General features: G+C 34.1%; 19 protein-coding genes. 10 read left to right on the top strand and 9 right to left on the bottom strand.

The features are described 5' to 3' along the window. The first annotated feature begins 327 nt into the window (after nt 1–327). Nucleotides 328–1,170 (top strand): AraC family transcriptional regulator, encoded by an 843-nt coding sequence (locus tag J7604_RS25675; protein ID WP_293903045.1) that lies wholly within the window; start codon nt 328–330, stop codon nt 1,168–1,170. A gap of 127 nt (nt 1,171–1,297) precedes the next feature. Then, nucleotides 1,298–1,870 (top strand): DUF1572 domain-containing protein, encoded by a 573-nt coding sequence (locus J7604_RS25680; RefSeq protein ID WP_293903048.1) that lies wholly within the window; start codon nt 1,298–1,300, stop codon nt 1,868–1,870. 106 nt (nt 1,871–1,976) lie between these two features. On the opposite strand, the gene J7604_RS25685 is transcribed toward J7604_RS25680, so the two are convergent. Further along, entirely contained in the window at nt 1,977–2,339 is a 363-nt protein-coding gene (locus tag J7604_RS25685; protein ID WP_293903051.1) for a helix-turn-helix domain-containing protein, read from the bottom strand. Nucleotides 2,340–2,757: 418 nt separating this feature from the next. On the opposite strand from J7604_RS25685, the gene J7604_RS25690 reads away from it, so the two are divergent. Next, nucleotides 2,758–3,696, top strand: coding sequence for a ClpXP adapter SpxH family protein (locus tag J7604_RS25690; RefSeq protein WP_293903054.1), 939 nt, complete (start codon nt 2,758–2,760; stop codon nt 3,694–3,696). 235 nt (nt 3,697–3,931) lie between these two features. After that, nucleotides 3,932–4,114 carry a hypothetical protein gene (locus tag J7604_RS25695; protein WP_293903057.1) on the top strand — a complete coding sequence of 61 codons (183 nt, stop codon included), beginning with the start codon at nt 3,932–3,934 and terminating at the stop codon, nt 4,112–4,114. Between the two features lie 114 nt (nt 4,115–4,228). Here J7604_RS25695 and J7604_RS25700 read toward each other — a convergent pair whose 3' ends face one another. Genes J7604_RS25700 through J7604_RS25710 form a run of 3 tightly spaced genes read right to left on the bottom strand, consistent with a single transcriptional unit; the run spans nt 4,229 to nt 5,681 of the window. Beyond that, nucleotides 4,229–4,879 (bottom strand): ATP-dependent Clp protease proteolytic subunit, encoded by a 651-nt coding sequence (locus J7604_RS25700; protein WP_293903060.1) that lies wholly within the window; start codon nt 4,877–4,879, stop codon nt 4,229–4,231. A gap of 9 nt (nt 4,880–4,888) precedes the next feature. Continuing rightward, nucleotides 4,889–5,161 carry a hypothetical protein gene (locus J7604_RS25705; protein ID WP_293903063.1) on the bottom strand — a complete coding sequence of 91 codons (273 nt, stop codon included), beginning with the start codon at nt 5,159–5,161 and terminating at the stop codon, nt 4,889–4,891. Next, nucleotides 5,142–5,681 (bottom strand): sigma-70 family RNA polymerase sigma factor, encoded by a 540-nt coding sequence (locus J7604_RS25710; RefSeq protein ID WP_293903066.1) that lies wholly within the window; start codon nt 5,679–5,681, stop codon nt 5,142–5,144. The genes J7604_RS25705 and J7604_RS25710 overlap by 20 nt, the downstream gene beginning before the upstream one ends. A gap of 443 nt (nt 5,682–6,124) precedes the next feature. On the opposite strand from J7604_RS25710, the gene J7604_RS25715 reads away from it, so the two are divergent. Next, nucleotides 6,125–8,095 (top strand): T9SS type A sorting domain-containing protein, encoded by a 1,971-nt coding sequence (locus J7604_RS25715; RefSeq protein ID WP_293903069.1) that lies wholly within the window; start codon nt 6,125–6,127, stop codon nt 8,093–8,095. A 147-nt stretch (nt 8,096–8,242) separates the two neighbouring features. On the opposite strand, the gene J7604_RS25720 is transcribed toward J7604_RS25715, so the two are convergent. Then, nucleotides 8,243–9,097, bottom strand: a complete 855-nt coding sequence (locus J7604_RS25720; protein WP_293903072.1) for a hypothetical protein — start codon at nt 9,095–9,097, stop codon at nt 8,243–8,245. A 555-nt stretch (nt 9,098–9,652) separates the two neighbouring features. On the opposite strand from J7604_RS25720, the gene J7604_RS25725 reads away from it, so the two are divergent. Continuing rightward, nucleotides 9,653–10,045 carry a cupin domain-containing protein gene (locus J7604_RS25725; RefSeq protein WP_293903074.1) on the top strand — a complete coding sequence of 131 codons (393 nt, stop codon included), beginning with the start codon at nt 9,653–9,655 and terminating at the stop codon, nt 10,043–10,045. A 108-nt stretch (nt 10,046–10,153) separates the two neighbouring features. On the opposite strand, the gene J7604_RS25730 is transcribed toward J7604_RS25725, so the two are convergent. Then, nucleotides 10,154–11,488, bottom strand: coding sequence for a PQQ-dependent sugar dehydrogenase (locus tag J7604_RS25730; RefSeq protein ID WP_293903077.1), 1,335 nt, complete (start codon nt 11,486–11,488; stop codon nt 10,154–10,156). A 100-nt stretch (nt 11,489–11,588) separates the two neighbouring features. Between J7604_RS25730 and J7604_RS25735 the strand changes: the two genes are divergently transcribed. Further along, complete coding sequence (locus J7604_RS25735) at nt 11,589–12,515, top strand: SMP-30/gluconolactonase/LRE family protein (RefSeq protein ID WP_293903080.1); 927 nt, start codon at nt 11,589–11,591, stop codon at nt 12,513–12,515. A gap of 158 nt (nt 12,516–12,673) precedes the next feature. On the opposite strand, the gene J7604_RS25740 is transcribed toward J7604_RS25735, so the two are convergent. Both J7604_RS25740 and J7604_RS25745 read right to left on the bottom strand, forming a co-directional pair. Then, nucleotides 12,674–13,399, bottom strand: coding sequence for an MBL fold metallo-hydrolase (locus J7604_RS25740; protein WP_293903083.1), 726 nt, complete (start codon nt 13,397–13,399; stop codon nt 12,674–12,676). Nucleotides 13,400–13,455: 56 nt separating this feature from the next. Further along, entirely contained in the window at nt 13,456–14,037 is a 582-nt protein-coding gene (locus tag J7604_RS25745) for a Crp/Fnr family transcriptional regulator (protein ID WP_293903086.1), read from the bottom strand. 307 nt (nt 14,038–14,344) lie between these two features. Between J7604_RS25745 and J7604_RS25750 the strand changes: the two genes are divergently transcribed. Together J7604_RS25750 and J7604_RS25755 are read left to right on the top strand one after the other, a co-directional pair. Continuing rightward, a complete protein-coding gene (locus J7604_RS25750; RefSeq protein WP_293903089.1) occupies nt 14,345–15,607 on the top strand; it encodes a T9SS type A sorting domain-containing protein in 1,263 nt (420 codons plus the stop codon). Nucleotides 15,608–15,800: 193 nt separating this feature from the next. Next, nucleotides 15,801–15,995: a hypothetical protein gene (locus tag J7604_RS25755; protein ID WP_293903092.1), complete on the top strand. Its 195-nt coding sequence runs from the start codon at nt 15,801–15,803 to the stop codon at nt 15,993–15,995. 231 nt (nt 15,996–16,226) lie between these two features. On the opposite strand, the gene J7604_RS25760 is transcribed toward J7604_RS25755, so the two are convergent. Beyond that, entirely contained in the window at nt 16,227–16,607 is a 381-nt protein-coding gene (locus J7604_RS25760) for a globin (RefSeq protein WP_293903095.1), read from the bottom strand. Between the two features lie 258 nt (nt 16,608–16,865). On the opposite strand from J7604_RS25760, the gene J7604_RS25765 reads away from it, so the two are divergent. Next, a complete protein-coding gene (locus tag J7604_RS25765) occupies nt 16,866–19,001 on the top strand; it encodes a hypothetical protein (protein ID WP_293903098.1) in 2,136 nt (711 codons plus the stop codon). Nucleotides 19,002–19,131 lie beyond the last annotated feature (130 nt).

A 19,131-nucleotide genomic window follows, 5' to 3' on the forward strand; every position in this document is an offset into this window, starting at 1 on the left:
GGACTTTACACATAAAATTTTAAGTAAATGTAAGCCCTCTTTTTCAATTCTTGATTATCATTACTTTTTGTTTGGTGTTCCTTTTAACCTAGTCTCGCTTTTTTTACTAATTTACTAAGTTATTTTACTGTTTTGGAAGATTTTAAATTAAAATCATCAGGGGATACGCACAAAGAATGTAGAGTATCTTGTGATATAATTTGGCCCAGTGTCCTGACTGAATTGAAGTCTTTGATTCCTTTAAAAGAAAAGACTAAAGGGGTGAGGAGCCTTTTTTTATAATATGTTATTGCTATTTTTAGTTAATACAAATCCTGAATATTATACATGATGAATAAAACATATTTTACATTGCCAGATGATTTGGGAATTGGTTTAAACGATACTCTTATTTATTTCTATTCTAATGACAGATCATCGGTTAACAATAAAGTTTTTTTTACTAAAAATGTGATATGCCTTTTGCAGAAGGGAATAAAACAAGTACATACGTCAGAAGGAAAAACAAGTATTAACAATAATGATGTTTTGCTATTAACAGGAGGTAGTATATTAATGTCAGAGGCTGTTACAGAAGACAATATGTTTGAAGCCATTCTGATATTTTTCGGAAACAATACGCTTACTGATTTTTGTGCCAGACATACAGGTACATTTGTACAAAAGGCTTCGGACAAGCCTATCCTAAAGTTATGTAAAGATGATTTTTTAAGTAATTATTGCCAGTCTATTTACCTTCTGCGAAAGGAAGGTAATTCAGCTATTGATGAACTAAAGGTTCAGGAACTTTTAGGCTATTTAAGTACTCAATATAAAGATGTTTTTCAGTGCTTTGTTTCACATGCTTTAGAGGATTGTAGAGAGATAAAACTGAAGCAGGTTGTTGAATCAAACATTTATAATGGATTAACAATTGAAGAACTTGCTTTTCTATGCAACATGAGTATATCCACTTTTAAAAGGCACTTTGCTGAAGTTTATAAGATGTCCCCTCAGAAATATTTTACCGAACTGAAAATGAAGAAAGCTGAGTTCTTACTTTTTCATCAAAATAGGCCATCAGAGATATTTGCTGAACTTGGTTATGAAACCTTATCAGCGTTCAGCACTGAATTCAAGAAGTTTTTCGGCGTGTCTCCGAAGCAATTTCAGGATAAAATGAGCTGCTAAAAAAACAATTTGAACTTTCAGCATAACAAACTTTATCATATCCTTTTATTCTTTTGTGATAAAGATAAAGAGCAATGAAACAGCTCTGCATATAAAAGCTATTATTTCAAGCCTATTATTTAATAAAATGAATAACGAATACCTTGAAAGTGTAATAAAACAATTTGAGTATTATAAAATGCTTGGGGAAAAGACATTTTCCCAACTGAGGGATGAAGATCTTTTCTGGCGATATAATGAGGAAAGCAATAGTATTGCAATCATTGTAAAGCATCTATCGGGGAATATGCTGAGTCGCTGGACAGATTTCCTTACAACAGATGGAGAGAAGGAGTGGAGAGATCGTGATAGAGAATTTGAAAATGATATTACATCAAAACAAGAGGTGCTGGATAGATGGAACGAAGGATGGAAGATTTTTCTTGGTGCGCTTAGGTCTTTAAGTGAAAATGATTTAAGTAAAAATATTTATATCCGAAATCAAGGGCATACTGTGCTGGAAGCCATAAATAGACAGCTTGCTCATTATCCGTATCATATTGGGCAAATTGTTTTTATAGGTAAAATGCGTGCTCAGGAGTGGCATTCTTTATCCATTCCTAAAGGATATTCTAAAGCGTTTAACGCTCAGAAATTTTCTCAGGAAAAACATAAGGCACATTTTACAGATGAATATTTGAATAAAAAGGATAAAAGCTAAATTGTTAAAACAGATATTATGGAATTCTCTTGAGTAAAAGCATTGAAAATTTTTCTTGTCTGAAAAAATATTTAGCTAGTTAAATATTTTTTCATTTGATATCCATCTATTCCTTTTCAAAAAGGGCTTTTCTGTATTCAATTCCCCATATGGCGATTTCGTCAATGATACGTTCCAAAGTTCTGCCATATTCTGTGACTTCGTATTCTACAGTGATAGGTTTTGTGTTGAGTATAGTTCTGCTTACCAATTTATTCATTTCCATATCCTGCAACTCTTTTGACAGCATCTTTGCAGCTATACCATCAACTTCCCGCAATAAATCCATAAAGCGCATTTTGCCACCCTGCATTAAGGTCCCAAGGATGTGAAACTTCCATTTGCCAGATAATATATCCATAGTATCTTTAATTGCAGTAATCCTTGTTTTACAGATGTTTGTGTTATTGACGATGGGTTGCTTCTTCATTGCTTTAGCTTTTGGTAATGCACAATTATTATCTAAAGATAAGTTACTAAAAAATCAATTAGTTCCCAATTGTAAAGTAGTTACCAATTGGAAACTGATATCGCTCGTAAACTTAACGTAAATTAAATTAGTGATGAAATTATGGATAGTAATCAGGTCAGAATAATTATATAGATCTATAATTTCCATATGTTCTGAAGTTTAAAAATTCAGCAACTGTAGGATTGAAATAGGACCTTTAAGTTGGTATGGTAGTCGGGTTTAAATTGAACAAGTCTGTTTTATTTTGATCGTTCAATATCTACAGCTTTATTAATAATTTAAATTATGCTTGATAATGGTAAGAGTTTTTAAAATATATTTATTAATGCTTGCAATAATGGTCATTACAAGCTGTCAGGGACAAAAAAACAATAAGATGATGAAAAATAAGTCAACCAGTGAAAATCCTTTGTTATGTGATCCTGTGGAAGGAATTTGCGGAATCCCTGATAGTTCAGGCAGCACAAAAATCAAAGTGCACAAAATTATCAAGCCTGTTAAAGTAGTTTACTTTACCGATCCTATATGTTCTTCATGTTGGGGAATAGAGCCTCAATTGCGTAAGCTGAAACTTGAATATGGTAATAATATAGAAATTGAATACAGGATGGGCGGATTGTTACCTGACTGGAGTTATAATAGTGGCGGTATAAGCAAACCTTCTGATGTAGCTCATCATTGGGATGAAGTGAGTGTTTATTATGATATGCCCATTGATGGAGATGTGTGGCTGGAAGATCCTTTACCATCTTCTTATCCGCCATCAATTGCTTTTAAGGCAGCCCAACTGCAGGATCCAGACATTGCGGTCTTATTTTTAAGAGAGATTCGTGAAATGGTTTTTTTACAGAAAAAGAACATCACCAAATGGGAACATCTTGAAGCAGCTGCTAAAAAAGTTGGGCTAAATACTTCACAACTTAAAATAGATTTTGACGGAACAGCAAAAACGCTTTTTGAGGAAGATCTGAAGCTTGCCAGACAATTTGGTGTCAGAGGGTTTCCCACTATGTTTTTTATAGATAAAGAGGGTAATAAAGAAACCGTATACGGCTCAAAGCCATATGCATTCTATGAAACATCTGTTCTTAAGCTTAACCCATCAACTGCTAAAATTGAATACAGCAAAAACTGGGAAACTCTGTTTGCTAAATACAATTCGCTTACTGCAAAAGAATTTTCAGAGTTATCGGGTATGCCAAGAAGTGAAAGTGAAAAGTATCTAAATGATCTTTCAGCCAAAAATATTTTGGAAAAACTTTCTACAAAAAATGGATCAATATGGAAGTTAAAAGATTCAAGAAAGATGGAATAGTGAGTCTTCTCTCGTTAATCAATTTAACCGCTAGTACCCGTAAAGTAGTCAATCTGGCTTCTATACGGGTACTGACGGATCATTAAAGTAGAGGTATTTTTATTTTTTTTGAAAAAATATTTTTTCCTTAAAATATTTCTGTCGCTTATCCGTCTACAAATTCAAATCAAGGGAAGAATCATTAAAGGGAAGTTAAACCGATTGATGATTATCCATAACCTAAACTATTTAACTGATGACGAATGTATTAAAGCTATCCCAATGTGGGAAAGTTGTTCAAAATGAAGATTTTAATCCGAATACAGGTTCCGAAACGGAATCTAAATATGAGTGTACTGGTAGATGTGACCAGCATAAGGATCAGAAGGATGTTACAAAGTCTCTGAATGAGATCATTTTGAAGCAATTGTTTTTTTAGAGCAATCATCTTATAATTTCTTTTTCATAGGATAAGAAAAACCAGATAAGCATTGTAAGAACTACTTATCCGGTTTAAAATGATATCTGAAAAATTATGGTAATTAAGATTACCCTATGCTTGGTGATACAATAGAACCTCCTGTGCATTTGTATTAAGCATAATAAGATCAGTGGTGTCCCCCAGAACTTCATCGACCAGACCATAAGACTTTGCTTCAAGGGCATTGAGATACTTATCTCTCAAAAAGAAATTTTCTATTTCCTTCCATGAGTGACCTGTGTTGTTTCCAATGATGTGGAATAACTGTGCTTGAATACGTTCTTGTTCACGTGTAGAGATTCTGACATCTTCCGTATATCCTTTTCCTCCACCACTTGTAGGGTGCATGTGAATTGTAGCATGTGGAAGTGCAAATCTTTTTCCTTTACTTCCAGAAGTGAGTAGTGCAGTTGCCATGCTTCCTGAGAAACCCACACTAACAGTGGAGACCGGCGCTGAAATCATTTTCATTGCATCATGGATAGCTAAGCCTGCATATACACTTCCACCAGGACTATTGATATACATGTTAATCTGTTCGTGCTGATTTATACTATTCAGATAAAGCAACTGTGCGACTATAAGATTGGCAACCTGATCATCAATAGCAGTGCCAAGAAATATAATGCGCTCTTTGAGTAAAAGGCTGTATATGTCATATGCTCTTTCTCCATGGCTGTTGCTGTCAATGACCATGGGAATAACGTTTGCATTGATTTTCATAATCGTGAATTAGGATTTAGTAAATAAACTGAGAATTTTATGTCGGAAGCCTTTATTTTCAGGAGCAGTAAACAGTTTTTCATGCACTGCTTCAATTTCAGTTTTTAATTGCTTTCGACTGTATTTTCTTATTAGATTGTAAATTTGTTTCTGTTCTGTTGCTTTTTGTAACAGTTCAGGTTGCAGTACCATTCGGGCTTCGAAAACCAGTCTGGATTCAGGAGTTGAATTCTTTAAAAGATATTCTTCAATCTCCCTTATTTCATTCAACGAAGTCCTCATATGCCAATGATTTTTCTTTTACTGTTTCCCTTATTTTTTCAATACACTTGTACTTCTGCACAGTGGCAGACCTTGTTCCTGAGTAGCCGAATTGCTGAGCTATATCGGTTATAGAAGCTTTGTCATAGTAGAATGCACTGAGTATTTCCATGCATTTTTGTCCTGCTGTTTCCAGTAAATGCATAAGTTTGTCAGTGAGAAGATTATCTTCTTCAATCACAGTTTCTGATGCAGCATTATCGATTGTATCATTGACTACATTACTTTCAAGTCTTCTGCACCAAAGGTGTTTAGCAATTCCTAGAATATAAGCCTTTTCATTTTTTACAGGAGCAAAAGATTTTGTAACAAGTTTTTCATAATAAATGATCAATGCATCCTGGAATATGTCTTTAGCCTCTTCATAATTACCTCCTTTTCTGCTTATATACCTTGCAACTGCCGGAAAGGCCTTCTTATAAAGCCCCATGAAAAGTAACTGCCTTTCCTGGGAGACCTTTAAAATTGATATTTCTGACATAGTTTTGATTTTTATTATATAAGTGCAATGTTTGACTCATATATCACCCGGAACCTAAATATTTTTTTTAAATTTCTTCAAAAGATAAATCTTCCCTGATAATAAACGAGTTGGAATAATTTTTTGATACATCTTATTTGTCATTCGAAAGTTAATAAAAGACGCACTTTCAAATGAAAATATCAAGTGTTTGATTTTTAGATAAAATAAATAAAAAATTACATGAGTATTTATATGAATAACATTCCTATGTAATCCTGGTTAGGAAGGTGTATGCATTAAGAGGGGCATATTTAAAAATGAATTAAAGTATTCTGTAATCAATAAGTTCTTTAGGGATAAGAAGACAGGTTCCTTGATGTCTGTTCCATTGCAGATATTATTTGTTACTCGTCTTTAACTCTTCAGGATTGTTCATATACATTTAAATCAAATAATATATCATGAGAAAAATAACTTGCTATGCGTGTCTAATGATTATACTATTTCTAAGTATGACATTTATTGAAACCTCCTTTTGTCAGCCTGTATTCATAAAGGTTATTCCGTCAGGCAGCAAGAACTTTACAAATAATTTTGGTAGGCTCTTTTTTACAAGCAATGATTCTTTATGGACATCGGATGGAACAACCGTAGGAACCGAATTTATGAAGAAAACCAATGAGCCGATTATAGAAATTGTAAATATTAGATTAGGATCCTTTATTTTTTTTACAACACTCCAGGCTGATGGTCAAAAAGCTTTATGGAAGACAAATGGAACAGGCACTAATACTCTCAAAATTGCTGCATACCCACAGATCTGGCCCATTATGCATTACAAAAACGGCTTGTTACTGGCTATTGATGATGGAATACATGGAAGGGAGTTATGGAACCTTGATATCTATGATAATCTTTCTATTGTGAAGGATTTAGCACCAGGATCTGAAACAGGATTGCAAAGTTTCCCGATATATTCTGGTGGAAACTTATATTTTATAGGATATGGAGGACCTGATGAAGGAGATCTTTGGACAACAGATGGAACAGAAGCCGGAACAACTCTTGTGTTGGACTTACCGGCTTCTGTGTCTCCTTGGTACCTTACAGATGTTAATGGGATCTTATTTTTTGGGGATGGTGAACGTTGTGAAGAGTATAACAGAGTTGCAAATTTATGGAAGACAGACAAAACATTGGCAGGAACTAGTCTATTAAGATCATTTAATAAATGTGAAATCAATCAGGACTTTGCCAATTTCATCTCATATAAAGATAAGTTGTATTTTCTGATGTTAGAAGATGATGGCCTTAGATCTTTTTTTTACACAAGTGATGGAACAGTTGATGGCACAAAGGAAATTACTCTTTTGGAGCACGATGCGTGGGTGTATCCTTTTGAAATAGTAAACCAGCAGATTCTGATAACTTATGAGGGAAATAATTCTTATCCTGGTCCGCTTATTAAATTTGATGGGACTACTGCAGAACCAACTGTTTTTCATTCATTTTATAACCACTTCCATGATATGAATCATTCTTCCAATGGAAACTCTTTATTCTTCATAGATAACTCTCATGAACCGGATAATATCATGACAGAAGATGAGTTTTTTCAAAGTGACATGAATAAAGAAAATACAAGATCATTAAAGGAAATATTCGGAATATCTTTTGCCAACTCCAGGAATATCAGCGCTTCAGTAGGAAGACCAGGTGTTTATTTTACAACTGGTAAAAAGTATTCCACAGAACCATTAAAATTATGGCTTTACAATTCAGCCCAACCCTCGGATAATTCTCCTTATTTCACTTTAGTCAATGCAGATAATAGGATTGACATAAGTTGGTTAAAAGATGATGATTACATTTTTATGAGACAGAATCCTAAAATAAATATCCGATATAATGATACGTCTTCATATGCAAGTGTTGTTTTTAAATTAAACGGAAGTGTCTATAGGACTGATAATACTTATCCGTATACATTGGCCGGTATCAATGATGGTAGTTATGATGCTTGGTTACCAAGTGATGGAACCTATGAACTTACAGCTACACCATATTCGATGCCAAATGGCACAGGTATAGCAGGAACACCATTTACAATAAATTTTACGGTAGTTGAATCCGCTGAAGTAATGAGTGTAGCGCAAGAAACCAAGCAAGAAGGGGGCGTCATGGATGTTTATCCTAATCCATCTTCAGGCAATTTTAAATTTACTGTTGAAAGTAAAGAAACCGGTATAGCTAAAGCTGAAATATTCCGGTTGGACGGGAGCAGGATAGAAACAATTCTGGATGTTAATACCCATCCAGGAGAGGTGGTTGAGTTTTCATGGAACAGTAAGAATCTTCCTCAGGGGATTTATATATGCAGGTATACTTCAAGTAAAACGCAACTTGTAAAAAAGCTTATCTTGAATAAGTAGGATAGAAATACAATCATGTTGATAGGAAGGAGCTAGTTTAGAGAACAGCTCCTTTTTTGTTTTCTGCAAGCTAATTTAGAATTGATTGAATCATCTGAGAATATGCGATTGCTTGGAGGCTGTATTTAATTTCAATGTTAATCTCATTCATTTTTGTACATCTTTATATTTCTTAAAAACTTCCTTAAGAGTAGGGAGTTCATCAAGCTGTCTGGATGCTGTGGAGTCGTAAATGAAACCTGAATTGTCTGATTTTTTGAGAAAGATATTACAGGTATAATGATCGTCGTATTTAAAATCTATATTCCCATAACCTAATATACCTGATTTTAGAATCGTTACATCTGAAAGGTCGTCGTTATTGATATCCTGAAATGAGACCCCTATTACTTTCTCTAATGTATATAAAGTTCCATCTGTTAACGAATGAGGAAATTCATAGAATAAAGAATCTTTATAAATCAGATAAGGCTTCCTTTCCCAATTGTCATCAATAATGAATATAAAGCTTATTTTCTGATCAGTTGATAAATAAAAATTATCTTCACTCTGGTTTGGGCGTAAGAATGGATACATAGATTGTAAATAATACATTTGATATGGATCGATTCTGGAAGTCTTCGGGATTTTGTTAAATGTGAGTCCTTCCTTAGTTAAATCGGTAATTAAAACCAAAGAATCTTTTTGCTTGATGATTTTACCTAAACTATCGAAATAAATACATTTCGGATGTATTAGTTTTCCTAAGCTGTCATACACATATGAACTTGTTTTACAAGCACTGCGGATCTTTCCATTTGTAAAAAAAGTTTTATTGTACTCAGAAAGGGAATCGTCTTGATTTATAGCAGGAATGGGAATCAAAGAACCTTGTTTTAAATCTTCTTCCTGTTGCTCCTGTTCTGATTGGCAAGATTGAAGCAATACAGCAATTGGTAATGTAATAAGGAAAATCAAGCGAGAAATAAAAAGGGTGTTATAATAGACTTTCTTTGTTAGCATTATGGAGTATTAGAGTAAAAATCATTTATAGATAAAGCTAAACTAAAATTCCTATTTACATTGTAAAAATGTTAAATAATCTTTTTGTATTCAAATTTTACTTGTAAACCAATAATTTGTAGTTCAAAATCAATGAGATTAATTTACTTTAAGACATGAAGGAGGCGAATTTATAGAATCAGTTTTAAATCTTGAAGAGCGTTTCCTCTGAAAGCTTTAACTGACATTTTCTCCTGTTACTCCCCTTAAAGTGATGGATTTGAAAAGGCTTCTGAGCTCAGTATTTTAGCAAGTCATAAGCTATAAAACTGTTCTTTAAGAGTCAGGGTTTAAAGGAACTGAGACAAATTTAATCTTAGTTGCCTTTTTATTTATTTATGCTTTACAATCACAAAATATTTCTTTGTATTAAACCTTGCTCACCTTATGTTTTCTAGACTCTCTTATCTTACACCAAATAACTTTTGTTCATTCCTAGGCAGTTTTTAGTACATAAAACTTTTGAGATAAAGTGTAAGTTCTACTATTATAGATAGTAAAAAAGGTAAAAATCAAATGAATATTTCAAACATAGATAATAAATTAAAGGACATCTCTAAAGATGATGATTTAGGAGTAGAACTTGCTCTTTTAACTGGCGACGAAAAGATGTCTATATTTGCATTGGAGCTTCAGAAGGGGGAGTTTATTCATGCTCACTATCACAAGGAAGACATCGAAACTTATTTTATCCTTAACGGAGAAGGAGTGGTGTTTCTAGGGACAAAAGATCAAGATGGGGTAATATGGGAAAGTGAAGATAAGGTACATAAGGGGGATTGCTTTACAATCTATCCTCACCAGGTGCATAAATTTAAAAACCTTTCAAGTGAGACACTGAGGATAATTGCAACAGCACCATTAAGCCATAGCGAGGAAGATCGTTATTTTGTGAATGATAAAGATTGAGGTGGCTGTTGGGTGATGTAAATTAAATGAAGAGGGATTTAATACAATGAGTAAAAGTTTAAAATAAGTCCTGTCCGGGGACAGGACTTGAAATATGAAGCTTATAGTTTATTCTGTTTCTTTAAAAACTAAATACAGCGTACCGAATTTATCATCTGTCAAATAAAATTTATTATTCCCTAATGCATATATACCGCAAGGTCTTCCGTGTATTTTTCCTTTTTCATCAAGAAAACCTTTTATGAAATCTTCAGGAGGGGTGTTTGCTCTGACCCGCTGCACTGAGTATCCCATGGCCATGGAGGGGTTATAGGAGCCATGCTGTGCTACCAGAAAATAATTTTTAAGGGTAGAGTCATCTGCTTTTTCTTCTCCAAACCAAGCCAAGCCTAATGGGGCAGTATGTGCTCCAAAATAACTAAAAGCTCCCGGAACTGACTTAGCTGAAATTTTTGTCTTTGACGTATCGTATTTTGGGTCATCATAGACTTTGCCTTGCCAATGGTAACAATATGGCCAGCCATAGTTATTACCATCCTCTATCAGAAACATGGCATCATCCGGTTTGCCTTTCCCAAGATGGTCCGCTGCCATATTGGAAGCGTACAGGCTACCCTTTGCCCATGCCAATCCTACAGCATTGCGAATACCGCGGGCATAGATACGTCTATTTTTTCCATCCGGATCCATTTCTATTATGGAAGCCCTCACTTCTTCTTTTTCTATACAGGTATTGCAGCTGCTTCCAACAGAAACGTACAATTTGCCATTGTCCCCGAACTGAATTGTGCGTGTAAGATGCCAGCCTCCATATCTATAGCTTAGACCATAATCAGGAAAAGTATCCAGCACCTCAGGAGCACCTTCTGGCTTTTCCATACCTTCAGTATATGGATATCTGACAAGCTTATCTGTGAATGCTACATACAGCCAATCCTTTCCTTTGTTATCCTTGTAAAAGGCGAGACTGTTCGGGTTTCTAAGCTGCTCTGCAAATACAGCTTTTTGGGTTAAGGTCATAGAGGAATCATCCCAGCCGTCCAGTATATAGATCTTACCCTTGGTATTGTCTTCAAGGTTATACATATCTGTAAGAAACAACCTTCCATCCGGACTTAAGTCCATAAACCTGATTCTTTTCATACCCCAGGCAACTGGCTTTATTATAAAACCTTCCGGCAAATATAGATTAAAGGTATCTCCGTTGGGGTGAAAAATCTTTTGCTCAATGAAATTGATAGGTGACGTATCCGCTACAGGAAGAGGTGTAACAGCTTTTTTTTCTACAATCTTTGCTTCCTGTGGTTTACCCGTAACTGTGCTTTCTTGAGCTGAGGTCTTCGATCCCTTTGTTTCAGCAGCTTTTTCTCCTGAACATGAAAAAAGGAAGATCAACCCCACAAATGTTTTAAGCATTATAAAATTCAAAAAATGACGATTCATATTTTTTTTATTTAAAAGTAAACAAACCTACAAAAAAAGGATAAAGTAAAGAATTGAATGCCGATGGTTTTTAGCTTAACTTGCCTTAAATACTATTGACATGACCAAAAGAGTTAATCTCCTTTTTTACTTTTACTTAATCCTCCTAATCAGTTTTCAGGCATGCGCACAGGATAAAAAGAAAAAAGAATCCACTTCAAAGGCTGAAAAAGAGTTGTTTAAGTCGGAATATTATACGGATTCTCTTTTTAGTATAGGTATAGAAGGGCCATATTTTTTTGAGGGAAATTTATATGCTGTAAACTTTCGGAAAAAAGGAAACATAGCTGTGGTGAGACCAGGCGGAAAGGTTGAACTTTTTGTGGAACTTCCTGATGGCAGTGTAGGAAATGGGATCAGATTTAATAAGAATGGAGAGATGCTTGTAGCTGATTATACAAAGCATAATATTCTTCTGATTAACATGGAAACCCAAGAAGTTATGGTATTCGCCCATGATGACAATATGAATCAGCCTAATGATATTGCAATCAATGATAAAGGGATTCTATTTGCTGCTGATCCCGACTGGAAGCATTCGACAGGAAAATTGTGGAAGATAGACCAGAGTGGAAAGACATTTTTATTGGAAAAAAATATGGGAACCACCAATGGTATAGAACTTAGCCCGGATAACAGGAGGCTATATGTAAATGAGAGTGTGCAAAGGAATGTTTGGGTTTATGATGTTGACAGTGCTGGTAATATATCGGATAAGAAACTATTTTATAAATTCACCGATTTTGGTATGGATGGAATGAGGATGGATGTAAATGGTAATCTTTACATAACTCGTTATGGAAAGGGTGTCATTGCAGTCCTATCACCGGAAGGAAAGCTTATAAGAGAGATAAAGCTACGTGGTAAAAAGCCAACCAATCTTGCATTTGGTGGAATAGATGGGAAAACGGTTTTTATAACCATGCAGGATAACAGACGGATTGAAGTATTTGAAAATGATGTTGAAGGAAAGGAGTGGAGCCGGTAGATCAATCATATTTATTCACTGTAAAAGGTCGGTACCATCTCTATATTTGAAATCCTCCTAATGAAGAGGAAGTATTTGAGCAACAGTTAGAGTAGTAGTAAAAAATCTCGTGCTCATTCTGTTGCTCAAACTGTTAATAATATTTATTTAATTAAGAATCAAATAAGATTTTTTTCCTTGAAATATTTATCATAGTATTTAATAACAAGTTCTCTGTTCACAGGCCCTCCATGACCGAGATAATAAAGTGATCCATTCTCTGAAATAACCTTTTCAAAACTACTTTTCAATTGCTTTAAATCATCGTGGAACGGTGGATGCTTTATCCTGGAATTAAACATGACGCCTCCAAGCAATATTCCGGAGGCAAGCATATCCATAATTATAGCTTTCCCATTATCCAGGATTATAGATATAGAACCAGGAGTATGTCCGGGTGTATGTATGACTTTACCTCGGATACCCCAATTGTTTAACGAAAACTCAGTATCATCTTCCATTAAGATATCTGGTTGAAAAGCCCTTACTTTTTGGTCCTTTATCATTGCCTTGAATAGTCTCCACTGGGGCTTGTTAGGCTTTAATGTAGTAATGTCCGCTTTCCCTGAAGTGTATGCCTCCAGATCAGATTGATGAGCTAATATTGGTACGTTCAGCAACTTCTTTAATCTCGCAGCACTTCCATAATGATCTATGTGTCCGTGTGTAATGATGATAAGTCCGATATCTGCCTTATCAATTTTGTGCTCTTCTAATTGCTTGAATATCTTGTGTTCACTTCCGGGTAACCCGGTATCAACCAATATATGTTTATGATCACCTTTTATAAGAAAACAATTGATCAACCCTTTGGGCCAGATTGAAATTGGAATTACAGTATTCATAGTTTTAAGTTTTGCATAAAACTATTGTTTGCCTTCCTTTAAAAAAATCACATTTGTTACTTTATGCTTTTTCTTATCCTGCTGAGAGATTGAGGTTGTATTCCGAGGTAGGAAGCTAAATGTTTTACAGATGTATTTAATGCTATATTGGGTTGTTTATTTAATAGTCTCATATACCTTTCCGAGGCTGATAGGTTCTGAAGGATATGCATTCTTTCAGACATCCGTAGAATATAGGTTTCGTAAACATTTTGACAAAACAGAGGCCAGCCTTCAATGGCAGAATATAAATTCTCGTGATCATTTTTTGTGATGCATAACAATTCACAATTTGAAATGCATTGAATATAATCGGGGGACAAATTACTTTTGAGAAAGCTTTCAAACGAAGTGGCAAAGTCCCCAGGCCCCCATATCTGCGTGGTTACTTCTTCTCCTCCTTCTTTCTGATGGAAACAACGCATGTATCCATTTATGATAAAATATAAATACTCCGTTTTGGATCCTTTTCTTAGAATCAAATCATTTTTATCCTTTTTAACAAAATGAAATGATGATATCAGAATTTCTCTATCATTTTCTGAAAGGGCGATTTTTTTACCTACATATTCAAGAATAGCAGAGTGTGGATTATTCATATTCTGTTAATTTTCCAAAAGTGGTTGATTGTACTACCTAAGTTAATAAATATTTATATGTTATTCCAGTTTTATCGCTGTAAGTCAAGGTAAAGAGAAAACAGGTGATGACATGTGGTTGGTTTTGTAATTATGTTAATGTATTTCAGAAAGCGTGTTGGTAATCAGGCTAAATGTGTAATGTTTTATTTTCCATGTATTTAGCAAGAGTTAGCTTGTTGGAGTAATATTTTACCTGATTCAGAATGAAATAGTACGATAAAATGTAATAGTATTGCGTATAATCAGAAGATTTAACTTAAATATTATGAAGAAACTTTTATCTGTTTTAATGATCCTTCACTTTTTTACTTTCATAAAAGGACAGTCTATTGAAAAATACTATGAAGAGGGCTTTAGTGAAGTTTTACCATTGAGCAATGGGGACTATGCTTCCATAATTAACTTTATTAACTATAGAAATGAGTATAAGTTTCAGTTTGTCAGGTTTAACTCAAAGGGGGAAATGTATTATAAAAAAGACCTTCAAGAGTCAACTTATTTTAATCCTGTTGGGGTAGTAACGCCAAATGATGAATTGGTCTTTATTAATTCTCAATACGAAGATATCATAAGTAAATTTAATAGTAACGGAGAATTGTTATGGACTAAATATCTCTATAGTCCAGATTGGTCTCAAATGATCATTGATAGTGAAAATAATTTTTTGATTTCTGGTTCTGTCGGTTTTGACTGTAACATCTCCAAAGTAGACAGTGAAGGAGAGTTGATCTGGAATAAGGTTTTAGTTGATTTTACCTCTGTTACAGCAACTGAATTCAATGGAGGATATGTTGTTGCTGGTCATAAGGTGAATGCTGAAAAGACTAATCCTATTGGATTGGTACAGTATAATAAACAGGGAGAGGTTGAAAATGTAAAGCAATTTGAAATTAATTCCGACATCTCGGGCCTTTCCGTAAACAATGGAAAATTATATGCTACTACTTCTAATGGTCTGTTGCTAATGCTTGATGAAAATTTAGATACAGTTTGGACAAAGAAAATTGCTGGTTCAATAGATAGAAGTAAAGGAAATGAGCATGGAATATTTTTTTATGAAAAATCTAAAACCTCTTACCTTGCATCATTTACTTCAAAGAAAATTGACTTTGAAGGAAATCTGATTTGGCAAAATTATAGGAGTTCTTCTGTACCTGAATCTGTTCGTGACTTCTCTGTAACTCCTGATGACTCAATTATTTTGGTATGTTCAACAGAAGTTAGTGGAAAGAGAACCTTGCTGCTTAAGCCAAATAAAAATACAGAAGTGTTGAATGTGAAAGAAGAAACATCATCCTCTGATAAGTTATATCCTAATCCTGTTGCAGAGAATAGCTTGCTTAATATAAACTTAAGTGGTGGCGGAGCTCTTATAATATATGATCAGAATGGAAAAAAGGTTAGGGAACTGACACTGAATAATGAAGCAATTAAAGTAGAACACCAGCTAACTTCGGGCTTGTACTTTTATCGTTTTATAAAAGACAATTCTACAATTGCAACGGGGAAATTAGTTGTTGACAGGTAGAGGGAATGCCGGTTTAGGCAAGAGTTGTAAGCTAAGGAAGAAGATATGTTTTTCCGAGTATCAGTGTCCTGTTTGTTGCAATCAATAGACAGGATACTTTTATTTTTATAAAAAAAATGAAATGATTCATCTCAAAATTAGCCCCTCAACATGGATCCGGTCTTAATGAAAGAACAATTAGAAAAATTAAAATATGAAATACATAAAAATTACGTGGATTAGGGTTGTTATCAGTTTGTTTAGCGGAGGCTTAATTTGTGAGCTTATTCATATGTTAACAGGTGAACCTAACAAGCCGGAAACATCAAATTTATCTTTATTATATACTTTAATTATCTATGCTTTCTTGACTTACTTTGTTAAAAAATCAGGAAGAACACTTTCATAATCAATGATTATTTAGTATTCCTGATGCTGCGGCAAGTCTTGTTGTTAACAGCGTAATTTTTATTTTTGTCATGCAGAACTTGTAAATCATCTGAGCTTTCCAAAGAATCAAATTTGCCTATCTATCAAACTAAGCGTCTATGATAATTTGTTTTGTATATCAGATCTTTCTCAAGCTCAAGATGACAGGCCGAGCGCTCTTTTCTTAAGTTGATTATGGTTTGCTTTGATCTTATTCGCTAGTATTCACCATGTGAAATGCCATCTTGGGAAACGTTGAGAATAGTTCTTTTTTTAGCTGTTCGTCTATTGGAAGCTTATATACTGCTTTATTCATACACTGAAGCCAGGCTATTGCTCTGCTTTCTGTAATTTCATGAGGCATATGTCTCGCTCTCATTTTAGGATGACCATAAAGCTCTGAATATGCTCCGGGACCTCCCAGGAACTGGGTCAGAAATAGTAGCTGTTTTTGTTTTATTACTTCTTTCGGTGTTTTACTGAAAAGTGGTGCCAGTTGTTCGTCAGTAAATACCAGATCATAGAAATAGTCTACCAAAAGCTGCAGGTTGTCAGCTCCAAGCCTCTCGTATATATTAGGAAGTTCTTCCATGTACTTTAAATTGATTCCTCAAAGCTACAATATTAGGAGCATTTTTTTTATAGTATCCATATTAGTTAATTTTTTGTTATATTATTTTAAAATGCAAATTATTTGATTTATTTATCATACTTATTGATTTGTTATTGGAACAATATAAATGATAGCATTAAGCTTCAGTTATCTATCATATAAGGAAATAAACAAAGAAAATGCATACTGTGGCTTATTTTTATTTATTAAACATTTAAACTCTTTCAATTCATTTTTATGGAAAAAAATCAAGAATACTCCTTTTTATTCAAACTAAATAATTCACGAGGGACTTGGTGGAAAGCAATATTAAATCTGAAGTACATTTTTGTGATACTTGTACTATCATATATTCTATTGACTGTTCCTGATCAAGCCCAAGATTTTCTTATAGGGTTTTTGTTTTCTAAAGATGAGAAATACATATTGTTTGTTTTGGTCACAACCTTCTGGTGGTCATTTGTGACCTGGTATAGTGCTTGTGTGATTCTTCAAATCAGTCCGCTTTATTTTAATGATGAAAAGGATAAGTTGTACAGACGAACGATAGTATTAATCACTCCTCGGCTAGTTGCAATAATCCCTCCGCTGATTTTAGGGATTTCATTATTTCTAGCAGGTTTGTCTACTGAAATGCCTATCAATGGTGTTATTTATTTATCAATAGCCATTGCTCTCGCGATATCATTTTATCTTCTGTTTGTATTTCTTGATAAACGTAGTGACAGGAAAAACAATATTAAAGGAAAACAAGATGATAAGAAATGGTGGCCAGAGATTGATTATTCAGACAATATTAATAACTCTGGTAAGCCTGGCAGCAATGGTAGTTCATTGCTAGGTGATCTTAGAAACCTTCTGTCATATACCGGTACGAGTTTTTTTGTGTATTCTATTGGCTTAGTTTTTTTAGTTTTAATGATCATTTTTATAAGTCCGTTAAAAATAGAATTTGCTCAGGTATTAAGACCTGCATCCATTGTTATTCTATCAATTTCATTTTTAACTTATTTTTTGACATTGATAATGTATTTCAATGACCCTTATAAACATCCGGTTTTTACAATGGTAATTTTATTGATGATTGTAAATAGTTGCCACAACGATAATTCTTCAATAATAGATACTAATCAGAAGTTAATTGATAAGGATACCAGAGTTAATATTCCGACTCATTTTTCAAATTGGCTGGAGCATAATGAGGCATTCTCTGATAGTAAAGATTCAGTACCGGTATTTATAATTGCAGCGGAAGGAGGTGGAAGCCGTTCTTTATCCTGGACAGCCCAGACATTAGCAGCACTAGATTCTTTATATCCTAACTTTTACAATCATGTATTTGCAATAAGTGGAGTATCCGGAGGTGGAATTGGAGCCGGTTTTTTTCATGCCTATTACATTAACAAAAAGAAGGACCTGAATAGTTTTCGAAAATGCACGGGTGACGACTTCTTGTCTCCAATCACTGCAGCCTTGTTTTTTCCGGATAATGTTCAAAAGATATTACCAGTTCCAATAAGTCATTTTAACAGGACTTCTTACCTTGCTGATTCTTGGTCACAATCTTTTAAGAAAAACTTAGAAACGGACTTATTTGATAGAAACTTTTTAGAGGTAGTAAATAAATTTGAGCATCCTGCAGATCAATATAAGTTGCCATCATTATTTATAAATGGAACAATGCCTGAAACAGGTCAAAAAATTATTGCATCAAATCTGAAATTAGATACTTTAGAATACTTTAAAAATTGTATGGACCTATACGCTAAGACTCAAAGAGACATGCCATATAAGACTGCTCTTACGGTGTGTTGCCGTTTTCCATACCTTACAGACGGTGGTCTGATAAAGGATAGCAGCGGAAGATCTATAGGACATGTTATTGACGGAGGTTACCTGGAGAATACCGGACTCGAAACGGCTGTACAGGTCTTTAATTCTATTAAAGGAAAACTAAATAAAAAATTTAAAACTATCAATGGGGATTCATGTAAAGTAATTCCTATAATGATTTTAATTAAAAACAGTAAAGATACTGTTAGTACCAAACCGTTACGTTTTTTGCATGATTTAAGAATGCCAATTTCCGGTGCGCTTAATGCAATGGATAACCAGACACCTAGTGAAATCGCTATGGTTAAAGGGATATTAAAGGATGGGAATCCTGCTTGTAAATTTTTTACTATTCAGTTAAGGAGAGATTCTGTCATTGTTCCCTTGGGTTGGTACCTTTCCGATAAAGCAAATGAATATATACAAAAAAGAGTTAAGCGAATCCCTCATGATAATTCTGAGCTTAAGAAGCTAATGGAAAGTTATTTTCCTGAAAAATCAATTGGCCATTTGAGACAAGAATGTGTTGATGGATATTGAGTTCCTTGGTCAATAGCAACAAATTAATATACTTGCTCTCTGAATTGTGGCTTGAAGTCAATAGAATTCAACTGGTTAAGTTGCTATTTCAGATTGCTATTTCTTTATCATCTTGAGCTTGCGAAAGATC

The organism is Sporocytophaga sp. (assembly GCF_017745095.1).
In the GTDB taxonomy this organism is placed as follows: Bacteria; Bacteroidota; Bacteroidia; order Cytophagales; family Cytophagaceae; genus Sporocytophaga.